The organism is Niveispirillum irakense DSM 11586, from assembly GCF_000429645.1.
Lineage (GTDB): Bacteria > Pseudomonadota > Alphaproteobacteria > Azospirillales > Azospirillaceae > Niveispirillum > Niveispirillum irakense.
The window spans coordinates 133,615-148,525 of sequence record NZ_AUCG01000002.1 but is presented as its reverse complement, the minus strand read 5'-3'; the positions used below and the strand labels follow the sequence as shown (position 1 = coordinate 148,525).

The window sequence follows — 14,911 nt, the reverse complement described above, 5'->3', positions numbered from 1 at the left end:
TCGCCCCGATCTCCATCAGAAGACCGAAACCGGCACCCACAAAAGCAGGAGGATCTCGCCGTTGCAATCCCCATCCAGCGCATAACCGCCAAACTCAGAGACTGCGAAACCATCGCCCGGCAGCTTGTCGCCGCCGCGTCGGTGGAGCGCTTTCTAGCCAACCCCAACCAACCAGTCAACCAGTTTTTTTCATCCGTTCGCTTTTTTATTCAGCAGCAACCAAACCGCTAAACCCAAGCAAACCAAAACCCGGCCAACCATCCCGCCTAATCACCAGCACCCAGACCCAAATCCAGAAACCAGCAACCCAACAGGGGCAATAGTTAAATCCACTTGTCCGAAGAGCAAAACCCTTCAAAGAACCATGGCAATACTGAGAAACCCCAGAACCACCAATCCCGACAACTGCAAAACCAACAAGCACCGCCGTCGTGGGAGGCGCTGTATAGGCGCACCAGAATGACGGTGCAACAACTTTCTCACGGAAAAATGAAGAATTTGTTGCCATCCCATATGGGGCCGGCAACGGGCCTTTCCTAGGCCCCGTCGGGAACGGCGGGCGGGTGGGGATGTTAACCCTCATGTCCCTTTTCCGTCCCCGCCCCCAAAATTCCCGGACCGGCAATGATCGCCTTGCTGAAATTCATCCATATCGCGGCCATCGCCATCTGGGCCGGAGGGCTGCTGGCCCTGCCGCTGCTTTATGCGCGGCGCTTTGCCGTGCCCGCCGGGGATGAGTTGTTCCGCCTGCAGGGCGTGGTGCGCTTTTCCTATGTCATGCTGCTCTCGCCCGCCGCCTTCATCGCGGTGGGCAGCGGCACGGCGCTGATCTTCCTGCGGGAGACTTTTGTTGCCTGGTTCTCTTTGAAACTGGCTTTCGTCGCCCTGCTGGTCCTGATGCATATCGCATCCGGCCTGATCATCATCCGCCTGTTCAAGGAAGATGCCCCCCTGCCCAGGCCGACCTATCCGCTGGTGGGCGGCACCATCCTGATGGCCGTGCTGGCCATCCTGTTCCTGGTCCTGGCCAAGCCCGATATCGACCCGGCCGCCCTGCTGCCCCGCGCGATGGCAGAGCCGGGCGCGCTGCGCGGTCTGCTTTCCGATCTCAATCCTTGGACGACACCATGAGCCCGACGCCGTGATGGAAGATCAGCTTGCCGCCATGCCAGCCAGCCAGCCCCGTCAGGAACGACGCCAGAAGCGACAGGATCAGCCCATGGGGAAGAATGGACGCCGGGTCCACCAGCCGCAAACCCCAATTGGCCCCCGCCACGGAAAGCAGGGTCATGGCCGCCACGGCATGGGCCCAACTGGCAACACGGTTGCGGATGCCGGGCACCAGCAACAGTTCCGCCGTACCGACAATCCCGGCGGCAACCCCGCTCCAGAACGCCACACCGGAGGACCAGATCCCCGCCCGCACCCAGAACGGATCCGCCGACCACCAATAGAGAATATCCGCGCCCAGGGTGGCGATGACCAGGGCGATGGGAAAATGCACGCTCATTGCGTGCAGAGGGTGGCCCGCGATGGCAACGGCGGAACTGACATCCTTTTCCAGCAGGTCAGCGGCATGGTCGCGACGGGCGCGGGTCTGTTTCATGGCGATCGGGTTCCCTTCACCGGCTGGATGATCCCCTGGTTAAGGGCAAAAAGCGCCCACAGGTTCCCTGGCCTCCTCATCATGGCATCCACGCTGGCGCTGGCCGGCTGCGGCGGACCGGTTTCCACCCTGGACCCCGCCGGTCCCGCCGCCGACGCCATCGCCCGGCTCTGGTGGGTGATGCTGATCGGGGCTGTCGCCCTGTTCATCCTGATGATGGCCCTGTTCGGGCTGGTAATGCTGCGGCCCGGCGCGGGATCGGGCCTGTCGCGGCGCGGCTGGATCCTGGCCGGGGGGCTGGGCATGCCGCTGCCGATCCTGACCGCCTTGCTGATCTATGCCCTGATCCAGGGGGAAAGGCTGTTGCCGCATCCCGATGGCGGACCCAATGGCGGAGTAGTGCGGGTGGAGGCGGTGGCCCGGCAATTTGCCTGGGAATTCCATTATCCGGAACTGGGAGCGGGGGCGGCCGGTACAACCCTGAACGTCCTGCATATCCCCGCCGGGCGGGCGGTGGATGTGACCACCCGCAGTGATGATGTGATCCATAGTTTCTGGGTGCCCCGCCTGGGCGGCAAGATCGACGCCACCCCTGGCCACAGCCCCACGATCCGGCTGCGCGCCGACCGGCCCGGCCTTTATGCCGGACTGTGCGCCGAATATTGCGGCACGGGACATCGCGACATGGGCTTCACGGTGGAGGCCCACCCCCCTGCCCTCTACGAACAAAGGCTGCGCGCCGCCCTGGCGGGAGAAGAGGCACAATGAGCGACACACTCTCCCCCATCCGGCTGCATAAGCAACTGGACGCCATCTGGGGCAATGGCAAAGGCCTGGAGCGGCTGGCAGCGGTGAACCATACCGTGATCGGCCGCCGCTTCATGATCACTGCACTGGTCTTTTTCCTGATCGGCGGGGTGCTGGCCATGCTGATCCGCAGCCAGCTTGCCTCCGCCCAAAGCCCTTTCATGGATGCCGACCTCTATGCCCAGGTCTTCACCATGCATGGGACGATCATGATGTTCCTGTTCGCGATCCCGATGTTCGAGGGGTTCGCGATCTACCTGCTGCCCAAGCTGCTGGGCGCGCGGGACATGGCCTTCCCGCGCCTGTCCGCCTATGGCTACTGGTGCTATCTGTTCGGCGGGTCGATGCTGGTGGTGGCGATGCTGGCGGGGGTGGCGCCGGATGGCGGCTGGTTCATGTATACGCCGCTCTCCTCCCGCCCCTATTCACCCGGCATCAATGCCGATTTCTGGCTGCTGGGCATTACGTTTGTCGAGATTTCGGCCCTGTCGGCAGCGGTGGAGATCGTGGTTTCCATCCTGAAGCTGCGCGCACCCGGTATGTCACTGGAACGGATGCCGATCTTTGCCTGGTACATGCTGGTGGTGGCGGGGATGATGCTGCTGGGCTTCCCGCCGCTGATCCTGGGCTCGATCCTGCTGGAACTGGAACGCGCCTTCGACCTGCCCTTCTTCGATCCCACGCGCGGCGGCGATCCGCTGCTGTGGCAGCACCTGTTCTGGCTGTTCGGCCATCCGGAGGTCTATATCATCTTCCTGCCGGCGGCGGGTGCCGTCTCCACCATCCTGCCGGTCTTCGCCGGGCGGCCCCTGGCGGGATATCGCGCCGTGGTGATCGCCGTTATCGCCATGGCGTTCCTGTCCTTCGGCCTGTGGGTGCACCACATGTTCACGGTGGGCATACCGCATCTGGCGCTGGGCTTTTTTTCTGCCGCCAGCGCCCTGGTCGCAGTGCCGACGGCGGTACAGTTCTTCGCCTGGCTGGCAACGCTTTCCCACGGGAGGCCACGCTTCTCCATCCCCATGCTGCATATTTTCGGCTTCTTTTTCACCTTCGTCATTGGCGGGCTGACGGGGGTGATGCTGGCCATGGTGCCATTCGACCAGCAGGCCCATGACACGCATTTCGTCGTCGCCCACCTGCATTATGTGCTGGTGGGCGGTTTCCTCTTCCCCATGCTGGCGGCGACCTATTACTGGCTGCCGCATCTGACGGGACGGATGGCGGTGTTCCCGCTGGCAAAGCCGGCCTTCTGGCTGTTTTTCATCGGTTTCAACCTCTCCTTCCTGCCCATGCACCTGACGGGGCTGCGCGGCATGCCGCGCCGGGTGCATAGCGTGCTGCCGGAATGGGGGCTGGAGACGCTGAACCTGATCTCCTCCGGGGCCGCCTTCATTATGACCATGGGGGTGGCGCTGTATCTGATCGACTTTTTCCTGCTGGCCCGGTTTGGCCGGATATTCCGCCGCAATCCCTGGCGGGCGGGAACGCTGGAATGGGCGATGGCAACGCCGGCCCCTTCTTATGCCTTCGCCTCCCTGCCGGCGGTGACGGAACGGGCAGACCGGCTGGATGCTGACAGGCTGGGTGGAGAACTGGCTGCCGGGCGGGGTTATCTGGGCTTCACCCGGCATGGCTGGATGGAAACGCTGGGGGTGGAGATGCTGACCGGGCGACCGCAGCAGCTTATCCTTCTGCCGCGCCAGACCTATCTGCCGCTGTGGACGGCTTTGGCCACGGGGCTGTTCTTCGTGCTGATGCTGGCCAAGCTCTATTGGTTCACGCCACTGGCCCTGCTGCTGGTGCTGGCGCTGTTCATGGGCTGGGCCCGGCAGACGGGATTGCGGGAAGACAAGGGCCTGCTGCCGGTCGGGCGGGGAATTGACCTGCCGCCGCATGGGGAATGCGAGGCCGCCCCCTCCCCTATGGCCATGGCGCTGACACTCACGGCCAATGCCACACTCTATGGATCGCTGCTGTTCGGCGGGCTGTTCCTCTGGGTATCGGCACCGGGATGGCCGCCGCCCGGCACACCACAGCCGATGATGGCGGCGGTGGGAATCGCGCTGCTGGGGCTGGTGATCGCCCCCCTGGCCGGGGCGCAAGCCGTCACAGGGATTGAGAGTGGCAAAGCTGGGCGCTGGCTCTGGCTGGTGGCGGGGGCGCAGGGGCTGGCGCTGGTGGCACTGGCGATGCTGCTGGCACAATGGGCGCCAGACCGCACCGGCCATGCGCTGGCGGCGATCTGCTTCATCATCCTGTGCTATGTGACGCTGCATTGCCTGATGGGGCTGGTCTTTGCGCTTTATGGGCGGTGGCGGATCGCCACGGGGCATGTTTCCGCCCGGCGCAATCTGGATCTTCGCCTGGGCCTGCAATGGCAATGTTATACGGCCGGTGCCGGGCTGCTGGGCCTGACTTTCATCCATGCCCTGCCCTGGCTGGCATCGCTGGGAGGTATGGCATGAACCGGCCAGTCCCCCATCCGACACGGCATCTGTTGATGATTGTCGCCGGATTCGCCCTGTGGGCGCTGGCCTTCGTGCTGCTGTATGGCACCCAGGCGACGGGGTGCAAGGCCGGCTGGCATCTGGTGGAGATGGGGCCGGCCAACCTGCTGCGGCTGGTGCTGGCCCTGCTGTTCCTGCTGCATCTGGGGGCGATGCTGGCGCTGGTCCGATACCTGCGCCGGCAGGTGGTGCCGATGGCGGGACCGGTGCGGTTTTTGAACCGGGTGGCGCTGTTCAGCGCATGGGCGGCCATTGCGTCCACCCTGTTCACATTTGTCTGGCTGTTCTGGCTTTCGCCCTGCCAATAGGGCACCCGCCAATAGGGCAACAGGCGGTTTGGCGCTTCAGGCCTGCCTGTTAAACTTGTAAGGTGGTGCGGGTGGTCGGAATCGAACCGACACTCCTTTCGGAACCGGATTTTGAGTCCGGCGCGTCTACCAGTTCCACCACACCCGCACACTGACCAATCATCGCGGCATCCGCGATGGGGACCCCTTCTAGCGCAACAAAAGACAAAGCGGAAGAGGCTATTTCCACATCCTGCATTTCCTGGTTCGCGCAAGCGCCCGGCTGGCGATCCCGCCTTCTTGCGACCATCTGCTATCAAAACCGGCCCTTCACGGCGGGCGCCCGGCACGCTTATATGGCTTCCATGACCAGATCGGAAACACGCCCCATGCCGCCTTCCCTTGCTGCCAGCCTGCTGTCGCACCGGCAGATACCGATGCTGCTGCTGCTGGCGGCCAGCGGCACGGCGCTGACCGCTGCCTTTGGTTCCCAATATCTGGGCGGGCTGGCCCCGTGCGAAATGTGCTGGTGGCAGCGTTGGGCCTATTTCGCCGCCATCGCCCTGCTGCTGCCGGGACTGGTGCGCAACAATCCCGCCCGTGCCCGACGGCTGGTGCTGGTGATGGCAAGCCTGGCCCTGGCCATTGGCGGGGCGGTCGCCCTGTTCCATACCGGCGTGGAGCAACATTGGTGGCAGGGTTTCACCGCCTGCACCAGTCCGGTGAAGGCCACCGGTGGGCTGGATGATCTGCGCGCCGCCATCCTGGCCGCCCCCGTCACCCGCTGTGATGAGATCCCCTGGTCGCTGTTCGGTATCTCCATTGCCGGCTTCAATGCCATGGTCAGCTTCGCCCTGGCCCTGTTCGGCTTTGCCGCCGCCACCCGTCAGGAAGATGAATGATGCGTGACGCTTCCCCCTCCCATCTTTCCCCACGCCCCCTGCAGGCAGCGGCCAGCGATGCCGCCAGCCGCCGGCCACGCCACCTGCCCGGTGACCGCAAGCCAACGCTGGAACGGATGATCCGGGTGGACCATGCCGGGGAGTATGGCGCCGTGCGCATCTATCAGGGCCAGTTGGCCGTGCTGGGCAACGGCGCCAAGGGCGACATGGTGCGCCACATGGCCGAACAGGAAGTGGTCCACCGCGAAACGTTTGAGCGGTTGATTCGTGAACGCGGCGTGCGCCCGACCGTGCTGCAGCCCTTCTGGCATGTGGCCGGCTGGCTGCTGGGGGCCGGCACGGCGCTGCTGGGCGAACGGGCAGCCATGGCCTGCACCGTGGCGGTGGAAACCGTGATCGACGGCCATTATGCCGCGCAAGCGGACGAGCTTGGCCCCGATGAAGCGCCGCTGAAAGCCACCATTGAACAGTTCCGCGCCGAGGAACTGGAACATCGCGATATCGGGCTGGAGAATGAGGCCGAGCTGGCCGCCGGCTACCCGGTCCTGTCCAACCTGATCAAAGCCGGATCGAAGACCGCGATCTGGTTATCGGAACGGGTGTGAAGGGGGCGGGCCCCGCCCCCTTCATCGCCCTGTCAGCACCCCGTCAACCCTGGGCGTAAGCCGCGGCGATCGGCAAGCGGGCCGCCCGCCAGGCGGGGAAGATGCCGCCGATCAGCCCCACGCCCAGCGCCAGCACCATAGCCTGGGCCACCAGGGCCGGCGTCAGCGCGATGGAGAAGACGATCTGGGTAAAGCCCTGGCCCAGCGTGGAGGTGCTGGCGCCATCAAACAGCAGCCAGACCGCCAGCGCCCCGATCAGCCCGCCGATCACGGCCAGCACCAGACTTTCCAGCAGCGTGCCGATAAAAGCCGAAGTGCCGCCGAAACCGATACAGCGCAAGGTGGCAATCTCCCGCGAGCGGGCAGCGACCGAGCTATACATCGTGTTCAGCGCGCCGGCCAAAGCGCCCAGCGCCATCGCAATGGCCAGCGGCCAGCCGGCATATTGGATCAGCTTCACCGTGCCCGATGACTGGCCGGCGAAGAAATCCTGTTCAGATGTCACGGCCAGTTTCAGGCGCGGATCCCCCTCGCTGAACGCCTTGATCTGATCCAGTGCGCCTTGGTCCTGCATCCGGACGCGGATGGTCTGGAAGCTGCTGCCGCGCTGGAACAGGCTCTGCACCACCCGCACATCGCCCCAGATTTCCGATTCGAAAACCGACCCTTCCATGGCGAAGGTGCCGACAATGGTCCAGACCGTGGTGCCGAACCGCACCTGCTGGCCGAGATCGAAACCGGCAAATTCCTTGCTCAGGGCCTGACCCACGATGATCTCGTTGCTGCCGGGCGCAAACATCCGGCCGGCAACCAGGGTCATGCCCGGGCGCAGGGCGGGGCCATCAGCGCCAATCCCGCGCAAAGGCAGGTTGGCTTTGGTGCCCGTGGAGCGTTTGACGCCATCGACGATCACATAAAGCTCCGCCGAAATCAGCGGACTGCCATCCGGCTTACGGACGATGCCGGGTGCCTCCCCCACCAGCCGGACCTGATCCAGCGTGATGACGGAGTTCACCTCCTGCTGGGAGCCATCGCGCATCAGGATCGCGATATCGGGGGAGCCGGTGCCCTGCAAGGTGCGCTGGAACCCGGCGGCCATGGCCATGAAAGCCAGCAGCACCCCCACCACCAGGGCCACCGCCACAATGGTGGACAGCGATGGCAGGAAACGCTGGGGCAGGCTTTTCAGGTTGATGGTGGAAACGGCGATGATCTGGTTGAGCAGGCGCATGGGTCCACCCTTTCCTATTGCCGGCCAAGCGCGGTGACGATGTTCAGGCGCAGCGCATTCCAGGCCGGAATGATCCCGGTCAGGAAGCCCAGCGCCAGCATGATCAGCACAGCGACCCCGGCCCAGAACGGGGCGAGCGCCAGACCCGGCATACCAATCCCCTCTCGGATCGCGGACAGGCCCAGGGCCGCCAGTCCCAGGCCCGGCAGCCCGCCCAGCAGGGACAGCAGCAGCGATTCGCCCAGCACCAGCCGGAAGATGCGGCCATCGGGGAAGCCCAGCGTCTTCATCACGCCAATCTCCTTCGTCCGTTCCCGCACCGCCATGGCCATGGTGTTGCCGACGATCATCAGGATGGTGAAGAAGGCGGCCCCCACCACCCAGGTGATGATCAGGGTGATATTGCCCAACTGTGCGAGGAAGGCCTGACCGAAGGCCTTTTCCGTATCGGTGGATGTCTCGGCCGGGGAGTTGGCGAACATGGCGTCAATCTGGTCAGCCACCGCGCCATTCTGCGCCGGGTCCGCCGTCTCGATCACGATCCAACCGGCCGTATCACGACCGAATGTCACCGATTCGTTGAAATATTCCTTATGAAACAGGATGAAGTCCGGGTTCGCTTCCTCGCTGGCCGGATCCATGATCCCGACAAGGGTGAAATCCCAGGTCTGGGTACCGGTATTCTTGTTGGTATAGATGTTGGAGCTGAGGGGGATACGGTCCCCCACCTTCCAGCCATGGCGCTCCGCGATCTTGCGGCCTGCCACCATGCCGATCCTTGTGGACAGGAAAGCGGCCCGCTGATCTGGCGCCATGGCAATATCGTCGCGGTAGATCTGCAGATAGGTTTCCGCATCAACCGCAAAGGTCACGATGACCTGGCGCGGATCCTGATAATAGCCGCCGAACCAGTTGGCGAAGGAAACATTGTCCACCCCCGCCACCGCGCGTATGCGGTTGACATAGGCCACGGGCATGGGCTGGGTGAAATTGATCTTGTTCACCGTCACCAGCCGGCTTTCGGCGGCCTTGCCGCCGACATTGTCCAGCCCATTCTGGATGCCGGCCAGAAAGCCGAAGATCAGGAAGGCGATCAGGATCGCCACCATCATCAAGGCGGTGCGCAGCTTGTGGCTGAACAGGTTCGCCAGAACCAGGGAGAAGTCGGTCATGCCATCGCCCCCTGTTCCACGAAGCGGCCCTTGTCCAGATGCAGCACCCGGTTGGCATAGCGGGCCGCCTCGGCATCATGGGTGACCATGATGATCGTCTTGCCCATTTCCCGGTTCAGAAGCTGGAGCATGCCCAGGATCTCATCCGCCGTCTTGCGGTCCAGATCGCCCGTCGGCTCATCGCAGAGCAGCATCTTGGGATCGGCGACGATGGCGCGGGCAATGGCGACACGCTGCTGCTGCCCGCCCGACATTTCCCGCGGCAGATGGCTGGCGCGCTGATCCAGCCCGACAATTTTCAGCGCCGCCTGTACCCGCCGCGCCCGCTCCTTCGCGGAAAGCCCGGTCAGCAGCAGCGGCAGTTCCACATTCCGCGCCGCGTTCAGCATCGGCATCAGATTGTAGAACTGGAAGATGAAGCCGATATTGGCCGCCCGCCAGGCGGAAAGCTGGCTTTCCGTCAGCTTGTCCACGCGGGCGCCATCAAAACTGATGGCCCCGTCGGTTGGCCGGTCGATCCCGCCCAGCAGGTTCAGCAAAGTGGTCTTGCCTGACCCGCTGGGCCCCATGATGGCGATGAAATCGCCGGCCTCGATGGTGAGGTTCAGCTTATCGAAGATGCTGATCGTCTCACGGCCCTTCACGAAGCGTTTGGCCGCATCCGTGATCGTGATCAAGTCGCTCATGCTTGCCTCTCCCCCCTGCCGGCTGGTGCGCCGGGATCAACTCTCGATAAAGGTGACCTTGGCCCCCATGTCGGGCAGCACCCTGGCATCACGTACCTTCAACCCGATGCGCACACGGATCGTCGCCTTGTCGCGGTTGGCCGTGGGCACCACGGCGATGACGGCGGCGTCAATCTTCCAGTCCGGATAGGCGTCCAGCACGGCTTCCACCTTCTGGCCGGCAGTGACGCGGCCGATATTGGCCTCGTTCACATCCACCTCCACCTCCAGGCTGTCCATATCCACCAGGGTACAGACACCCGTACGGGTGAAGCCGCCCGATGACATGGGGGAGATGATTTCCCCCGGCTGGGCATTCTTGTCGATCACCACCCCGTTGAAGGGCGCGCGGACAATATGGCGATCCACCATCTCCGCCTCGCGGTCCACGCTGATGCGGGCCACTTCCAGATCAGCGCGGGCACCCTTGATCTGGGCGCGCAGCGTTTCCGCCCGCGCCTGGGCACGGGTGAATTCCGCCTCCGATGCCGTGGAGGATTTAACCAGGGAAGAGGTGCGCTGGAGGATACGTTCCGCATCGCGCAGGTCGGCGGTCAAGGCATCGATCTGGGCGCTGGCGGCCCCCACCCGGGCCTTTGCCAGTTCCAGGTCGATACCGGCCAGCGTCGCATCCAGCCGGGCCAGTTCCTGCCCCTGGGTCACCACCATGCCTTCATCCACCAGCACATCCTGGACCCGGCCGGTGATTTCCGCCGACACGGTCGCCGTGCGCCGCGCCACGATATAGCCCGACGCCACCAGTCCGCTGGGCCGTGGCGGCACTGCCGGTGCCGCGTTGGGGGCCGGGCTCGCCGTGCCACTGGCTACCGGGGTGGTGGCACTCGTCCGGGCGGGCGGCTTTTCTCCACCACCCGCCAGGGTCCAGCCGGCAACGGTGCCGATACCCAGCGCCACCAGGGCCACACCCACCAGCAGCAGGGTACGCCCCTTGGGAGGCGGGCCCCCCGCCGTACTCCGGTCGATCTGCAACGAGCGCAGCAATTCCCGTTTATCGTTCATTCCAACATCCAGCTTCTGTTGAGATGCGCCCGGACGGGCGGCGATATGCCGGTGATGACTGCCGGCGCCCGGCTGGAAGGCCAGGTCATGGTGATACAAATCGCCCAAGACTTGGGGTGCCATTATCCGCTGTCAAGCAAGGTCCAGCGTGTAGCGCACAAAAGGATCAGCCCCGCCGGCAACATGATCATAAAGTCGGCGCGCGGTATGATTACTCGTTTCCGTATGCCAATAAACACGGTGCCACCCTTGCGCCTGCGCCAGATCACGCAGATGACCGATCAGGGCGTAGCCCACGCCCTGCCCCCGGCAGGTGGCATCAGTGAACAGATCCTCCAGATAGCATAGCGTCCGGTCCGACCAGGTGTGCGGATGCAGGACATAATGGCAAAGCCCGACCGGGCGCCCCGCCGACACAGCGACCAGCCCCTTGACCGGCGACTGCGGGTCCAGAATGCGGGACCAGAGCGTATGCGTCACCGCTTCTGGCACCGTCACCTTGTAGAAGGCGCAATAGGCCTGCCATAGCGGCAGCCAGCCTTCATGATCTGCCCCCTCCAGCGCCCGCACCGTCACCGGCAGCACCATCTGTTCCACCATTTCCTGCTTCATCGGCATTCCCCCTTATCTTGACGCCTTGTTGCCATGATGGAACGGGATGGCGCTATTGGATAGGGGGTGCCGTCCCGCTTGTCTTTTAGGGCCACGCTGTGGCACAGCTTTTGGGTTGCGGCAGTGCAGCGCGCCGGGCCGACGGGCAATGGCGGCGTGATGCCGGACCAAGTATTGAGAGCGAGCGGATGCGGACAGTTTTTCACCACCCCATCGCCCCGTTTGCGCGCAAGGTGCGCCTGGCGCTGGCGGAAAAAAAGCTGGAATTCGCGCTGGAGCTGGAAAAGCCCTGGGAACGGCGGGAAGCCTTTCTGATGCTCAACCCCGCAGGCGAAGTGCCGGTGCTGGTGGAAGATGATGGTTCCGTCATCGCCGACCATGCCGCGATCTGTGAATATCTGGAGGATGCCTATCCCACCACCACCCTGCTGGGGCGGGAAGTGGCGCAGCGGGCCGAGGTGCGACGGCTGGTTTCCTGGTTCGACACCAAATTCAGCCGCGAGGTCACCGACCTGCTGGCGGGGGAAAAGCTGTTCAAGCGCTTCTCCGGCCAAGGCACACCGCACGCCCAGTCCATCCGCGCCGGGCACGCCAATATCCATTACCATCTCGATTATATCGGCTGGCTGACGGAGCGGCGGAACTGGCTGGCAGGCGACCATTTCTCCATGGCCGATATTGCCGCCGCCGCCCAGCTTTCCACGCTGGATTATATGGGCGACGTGCCGTGGGATGATCATCCCGAGGCCAAGAACTATTATGCCCGCGTGAAGAGCCGCCCCAGTTTCCGCCCGCTTCTGTCTGACCATATGCCGGGCCTGCCGCCGCCTTCCCATTACGCCGATCTGGATTTCTGACCCTTATTTCCCCTTTCTCTTGTCGCGTGCGCGTCTCATTTCGGCCACAGCCTGCCCGTTTAATCGGCACATGGGCGGGGCCGAACCCCGCCACCTGATGCCGACGGAGAAATGATTATGGCTCGCCCGCTTGCTTTCCTCGCCCTGGCCGCCGCGCTGGCCGCCCCGGTCGCCATCCAGAGCGCACCGGCCCTGGCCCAGGCCGTCAGCCCCCAGCCCGTTTCCGACAGTGTCAGCCTGAACCTGTCCGTAGAGGAATGGGTGAAGACGGAAACGGCGCTGGTCACGCTGGTGGTGGATGCGGCCAGTAATGGCGGGGAAAATTCCGGCACCCTGCGCGCCGATATCCTGAAAGCCGTTTCCGGCATTGCCGATAAGGCGCAATGGCGCATCGTGCGCATGGACAGCCAGTCCGACAGTGCCGGGCTGGAACGCTGGCAGGCCGCCCTGGAAGCAAGGCTGCCGGAATCCCAGCTTTCCGCCCTGGCTGACCGGGCCAAGAAGGCCAGCCGGCCGGGCCTGCAGGTGCGCGTGGGCAACATCGCATTCGAGCCGACCCTGGCGGAAACCGAGGTCACGCGCAGCGCCCTGCGGGAGCGCATCTATAGCCAGGTGAATGCCGAGCTGAAGCGCCTGAAAGCCGCCTTCCCGGAGCGGAATTACCGCGTGGGCGCCATTGATTTCTTTGAGACCAGCACGCCGCGGCCGATGATGGTGAAGCGCAGCGGCAATATGGAAATGATGGCCGCCGCCGCCCCGCAGGCCGATATGATGGAAGGGGTGCAGGACAAGCTGACCATGGGCGCCCGCGTCACCCTGTCGGCCTTCGCCGCACCCTGACGGTAAAAGGGTGGGGGTTTGCACACCCCCACCCATCGCCCCTGTTACAGCAAATCCCGCAGCAGCGGCACCAGCGGGATATCCGCCGGCGGCATGGGGTAATCCCCCATGCGGGCCGGCTTTACCCAGGCCAGTTGCTGGCCTTCCAGCGGGGTGGGCGTACCCTTCCAGACCCGCGCCGCGAAGACCGGCATCAGCAGGTGGAAATCCGGGTAGGAATGGCTGGCAAAGGCGATGGGGAAGAGACAGCTTTCCGCCGTCTCAATCCCCAGTTCCTCCCGCAATTCCCGCACCAGGGCCGCTTCGGGTGTTTCCCCCGCATCAACCTTGCCGCCAGGAAATTCCCATAGACCCGCCATGGATTTGCCCGGCGGGCGCTGGGCCAGCAGCACCCGGCCATCCGCATCCACCAGGGCCACCGCCGCCACCAGCACAATGCGGCTGGGGCGGTGGGCCGGCGGCTCCTGCCAACAGGGCGTGTCGTTCTGGCTCACGACCGGTAGCTGCCATTAATGTCGATATAGCCGTGGGTCAGGTCGCAGGTCCACACCGTGGCGCTGCCGGAGCCGAGGCCGATATCCACCTCGATCAGGATTTCCTTGCCCTTCATATGGGCGGCCACCGGCGCTTCATCATAGCCCGGTACTTCCATCCCGCTGGCGCAGATCTGCACACCGCCGACGGAGATCACCAGCAGGTCGCGGTCGGCCCGTTCACCCGAACGGCCCACGGCGGCAACGATGCGGCCCCAATTGGCATCTTCCCCGGCCACGGCGGTCTTCACCAGCGGGGAATTGGCCACCGTCATGGCAATGCGCTTGGCGGCGGCATCGCTGTCGGCACCCTTGACGCGGAGTTCGACGAACTTGGTTGCCCCCTCGCCATCGCGGATGATCTGCTGGGCCAGATCCAGGCAGACGGCATCCAATGCAGCCTGGAAGGCGGCAAAGCGCGGATCGTCAACGCTTTCAATCGCCCCATGCGCCGCCTTGCGGGTGGCGCACAAAACCAGCGTGTCAGAGGTGGAGGTGTCGCCATCCACGGTAATGGAATTGAAGCTGCGGTCCGTGGTGGCCGACAGTGCCGCCTGCAGCGGCGCATGGGCGATATTGGCGTCGGTGAAGACATAGGCCAGCATCGTCGCCATGTCTGGGGCGATCATGCCGCTGCCCTTGGCAAAGCCGGCCACGGTGACGGTGACACCATCAATGGTGGCCGTGGCCGACGCGCCCTTGGGGAACGTATCCGTGGTCATGATGGCCCGCGCCGCCACTTCCCAGGCTTCCCCTTCCGCAGGCACCAGCTTGGTGAAGGCTTCCGGCAGTGATTTTGCGATCAGGTCGGCGGGCATGGGCTGGCCGATGACGCCGGTCGACGCCGGGAAAATTTCGCTGGTCTTGCAGCCGGCAAGGCTGGCGGCGGCGTCCAGCGTGGCATCCACGAACGCCTCGCCAGCCTTGCCGGTAAAGGCGTTGGAATTGCCGGCATTCACCACCAGCGCCCGTACAACCCCACCCTTCAGATGGTCGCGGCAGCGATGCACCGGGGCGCTGGCCGTCAGCGAGCGGGTCAGCACGGCGGCAACGCTGGACCCTTCATCCAGCACCGCCACCATCACATCATTGCGCGGCGTCTTGTATCGGATGCCGGCACGGTGCCCGGCCAGACGCAGGCCGGCGATGGGCGGCAGCGACGGGAAGGAAGCGGGGGCAAGCGGAGACACGGCCATGGCGATAC

17 protein-coding genes and 1 tRNA gene are annotated in these 14,911 nt (G+C 64.5%); 9 read left to right on the top strand and 9 right to left on the bottom strand.

Features of this window, described 5'->3' with window-relative positions; all coding sequences use genetic code 11:
- Together G473_RS30820 and G473_RS0101400 are read left to right on the top strand one after the other, a co-directional pair.
- Nucleotides 1–231: hypothetical protein (locus tag G473_RS30820; RefSeq protein WP_210163200.1), on the top strand; the 231-nt coding region annotated here is incomplete at its 5' end.
- A gap of 393 nt (nt 232–624) precedes the next feature.
- Nucleotides 625–1,131: a CopD family protein gene (locus tag G473_RS0101400; RefSeq protein ID WP_035704906.1), complete on the top strand. Its 507-nt coding sequence runs from the start codon at nt 625–627 to the stop codon at nt 1,129–1,131.
- Here G473_RS0101400 and G473_RS0101395 read toward each other — a convergent pair.
- A complete protein-coding gene (locus G473_RS0101395; RefSeq protein WP_029011637.1) occupies nt 1,109–1,606 on the bottom strand; it encodes a DUF2231 domain-containing protein in 498 nt (165 codons plus the stop codon). The two genes, G473_RS0101400 and G473_RS0101395, sit on opposite strands and share 23 nt — an antisense overlap.
- Nucleotides 1,607–1,687: 81 nt before the next feature.
- On the opposite strand from G473_RS0101395, the gene coxB reads away from it, so the two are divergent.
- Genes coxB through G473_RS0101380 form a run of 3 tightly spaced genes read left to right on the top strand, consistent with a single transcriptional unit; the run spans nt 1,688 to nt 5,231 of the window.
- The gene (coxB, locus tag G473_RS0101390) at nt 1,688–2,374 is read left to right on the top strand and encodes a cytochrome c oxidase subunit II (protein WP_035704903.1); all 687 of its coding nucleotides are present in this window, start codon (nt 1,688–1,690) and stop codon (nt 2,372–2,374) included.
- Complete coding sequence (ctaD, locus tag G473_RS0101385) at nt 2,371–4,881, top strand: cytochrome c oxidase subunit I (protein WP_029011635.1); 2,511 nt, start codon at nt 2,371–2,373, stop codon at nt 4,879–4,881. The genes coxB and ctaD overlap by 4 nt, the downstream gene beginning before the upstream one ends.
- The gene (locus G473_RS0101380) at nt 4,878–5,231 is read left to right on the top strand and encodes a hypothetical protein (protein ID WP_029011634.1); all 354 of its coding nucleotides are present in this window, start codon (nt 4,878–4,880) and stop codon (nt 5,229–5,231) included. The genes ctaD and G473_RS0101380 overlap by 4 nt, the downstream gene beginning before the upstream one ends.
- Nucleotides 5,232–5,294: 63 nt before the next feature.
- Here G473_RS0101380 and G473_RS0101375 read toward each other — a convergent pair.
- Nucleotides 5,295–5,379 (bottom strand) — tRNA-Leu (locus G473_RS0101375).
- Between the two features lie 220 nt (nt 5,380–5,599).
- Between G473_RS0101375 and G473_RS0101370 the strand changes: the two genes are divergently transcribed.
- Both G473_RS0101370 and G473_RS0101365 read left to right on the top strand, forming a co-directional pair.
- Complete coding sequence (locus G473_RS0101370) at nt 5,600–6,112, top strand: disulfide bond formation protein B (RefSeq protein ID WP_029011633.1); 513 nt, start codon at nt 5,600–5,602, stop codon at nt 6,110–6,112.
- Entirely contained in the window at nt 6,109–6,717 is a 609-nt protein-coding gene (locus G473_RS0101365; protein ID WP_425411541.1) for a demethoxyubiquinone hydroxylase family protein, read from the top strand. Before G473_RS0101370 ends, G473_RS0101365 begins: the two co-directional genes overlap by 4 nt.
- A gap of 43 nt (nt 6,718–6,760) precedes the next feature.
- Here the strand turns inward: G473_RS0101365 and G473_RS0101360 are convergent, their stop codons facing one another.
- The 5 genes from G473_RS0101360 to G473_RS0101340 all read right to left on the bottom strand — a co-directional run bounded on the left by G473_RS0101360 (nt 6,761) and on the right by G473_RS0101340 (nt 11,483).
- The gene (locus tag G473_RS0101360) at nt 6,761–7,948 is read right to left on the bottom strand and encodes an ABC transporter permease (protein ID WP_029011631.1); all 1,188 of its coding nucleotides are present in this window, start codon (nt 7,946–7,948) and stop codon (nt 6,761–6,763) included.
- Between the two features lie 14 nt (nt 7,949–7,962).
- On the bottom strand, nt 7,963–9,120 hold the full coding sequence (locus tag G473_RS0101355; RefSeq protein ID WP_029011630.1) for an ABC transporter permease: 1,158 nt from the start codon (nt 9,118–9,120) through the stop codon (nt 7,963–7,965).
- A complete protein-coding gene (locus G473_RS0101350) occupies nt 9,117–9,806 on the bottom strand; it encodes an ABC transporter ATP-binding protein (RefSeq protein ID WP_029011629.1) in 690 nt (229 codons plus the stop codon). The genes G473_RS0101355 and G473_RS0101350 overlap by 4 nt, the downstream gene beginning before the upstream one ends.
- 36 nt (nt 9,807–9,842) lie before the next feature.
- Nucleotides 9,843–10,865 (bottom strand): efflux RND transporter periplasmic adaptor subunit, encoded by a 1,023-nt coding sequence (locus G473_RS0101345; protein ID WP_029011628.1) that lies wholly within the window; start codon nt 10,863–10,865, stop codon nt 9,843–9,845.
- A gap of 132 nt (nt 10,866–10,997) precedes the next feature.
- Complete coding sequence (locus G473_RS0101340; RefSeq protein WP_245579963.1) at nt 10,998–11,483, bottom strand: GNAT family N-acetyltransferase; 486 nt, start codon at nt 11,481–11,483, stop codon at nt 10,998–11,000.
- Between the two features lie 182 nt (nt 11,484–11,665).
- Between G473_RS0101340 and G473_RS0101335 the strand changes: the two genes are divergently transcribed.
- On the top strand, nt 11,666–12,334 hold the full coding sequence (locus tag G473_RS0101335) for a glutathione S-transferase family protein (RefSeq protein WP_029011626.1): 669 nt from the start codon (nt 11,666–11,668) through the stop codon (nt 12,332–12,334).
- Nucleotides 12,335–12,451: 117 nt separating this feature from the next.
- Nucleotides 12,452–13,174, top strand: a complete 723-nt coding sequence (locus tag G473_RS0101330) for a hypothetical protein (protein ID WP_029011625.1) — start codon at nt 12,452–12,454, stop codon at nt 13,172–13,174.
- A 44-nt stretch (nt 13,175–13,218) separates the two neighbouring features.
- On the opposite strand, the gene G473_RS0101325 is transcribed toward G473_RS0101330, so the two are convergent.
- Together G473_RS0101325 and argJ are read right to left on the bottom strand one after the other, a co-directional pair.
- Nucleotides 13,219–13,611: a (deoxy)nucleoside triphosphate pyrophosphohydrolase gene (locus G473_RS0101325; protein ID WP_029011624.1), complete on the bottom strand. Its 393-nt coding sequence runs from the start codon at nt 13,609–13,611 to the stop codon at nt 13,219–13,221.
- Between the two features lie 53 nt (nt 13,612–13,664).
- Entirely contained in the window at nt 13,665–14,909 is a 1,245-nt protein-coding gene (argJ, locus tag G473_RS0101320; RefSeq protein ID WP_029011623.1) for a bifunctional glutamate N-acetyltransferase/amino-acid acetyltransferase ArgJ, read from the bottom strand.
- Nucleotides 14,910–14,911 lie beyond the last annotated feature (2 nt).

Coding starts and splice junctions, on each gene's coding strand:
- G473_RS0101400 (WP_035704906.1), top strand. CDS start 625: ATGATCGCCTTGCTGAAATTCATCCATATCGCGGCCATCGCCATCTGG.
- G473_RS0101395 (WP_029011637.1), bottom strand. CDS start 1,606: ATGAAACAGACCCGCGCCCGTCGCGACCATGCCGCTGACCTGCTGGAA.
- coxB (WP_035704903.1), top strand. CDS start 1,688: ATGGCATCCACGCTGGCGCTGGCCGGCTGCGGCGGACCGGTTTCCACC.
- ctaD (WP_029011635.1), top strand. CDS start 2,371: ATGAGCGACACACTCTCCCCCATCCGGCTGCATAAGCAACTGGACGCC.
- G473_RS0101380 (WP_029011634.1), top strand. CDS start 4,878: ATGAACCGGCCAGTCCCCCATCCGACACGGCATCTGTTGATGATTGTC.
- G473_RS0101370 (WP_029011633.1), top strand. CDS start 5,600: ATGCCGCCTTCCCTTGCTGCCAGCCTGCTGTCGCACCGGCAGATACCG.
- G473_RS0101365 (WP_425411541.1), top strand. CDS start 6,109: ATGATGCGTGACGCTTCCCCCTCCCATCTTTCCCCACGCCCCCTGCAG.
- G473_RS0101360 (WP_029011631.1), bottom strand. CDS start 7,948: ATGCGCCTGCTCAACCAGATCATCGCCGTTTCCACCATCAACCTGAAA.
- G473_RS0101355 (WP_029011630.1), bottom strand. CDS start 9,120: ATGACCGACTTCTCCCTGGTTCTGGCGAACCTGTTCAGCCACAAGCTG.
- G473_RS0101350 (WP_029011629.1), bottom strand. CDS start 9,806: ATGAGCGACTTGATCACGATCACGGATGCGGCCAAACGCTTCGTGAAG.
- G473_RS0101345 (WP_029011628.1), bottom strand. CDS start 10,865: ATGAACGATAAACGGGAATTGCTGCGCTCGTTGCAGATCGACCGGAGT.
- G473_RS0101340 (WP_245579963.1), bottom strand. CDS start 11,483: ATGCCGATGAAGCAGGAAATGGTGGAACAGATGGTGCTGCCGGTGACG.
- G473_RS0101335 (WP_029011626.1), top strand. CDS start 11,666: ATGCGGACAGTTTTTCACCACCCCATCGCCCCGTTTGCGCGCAAGGTG.
- G473_RS0101330 (WP_029011625.1), top strand. CDS start 12,452: ATGGCTCGCCCGCTTGCTTTCCTCGCCCTGGCCGCCGCGCTGGCCGCC.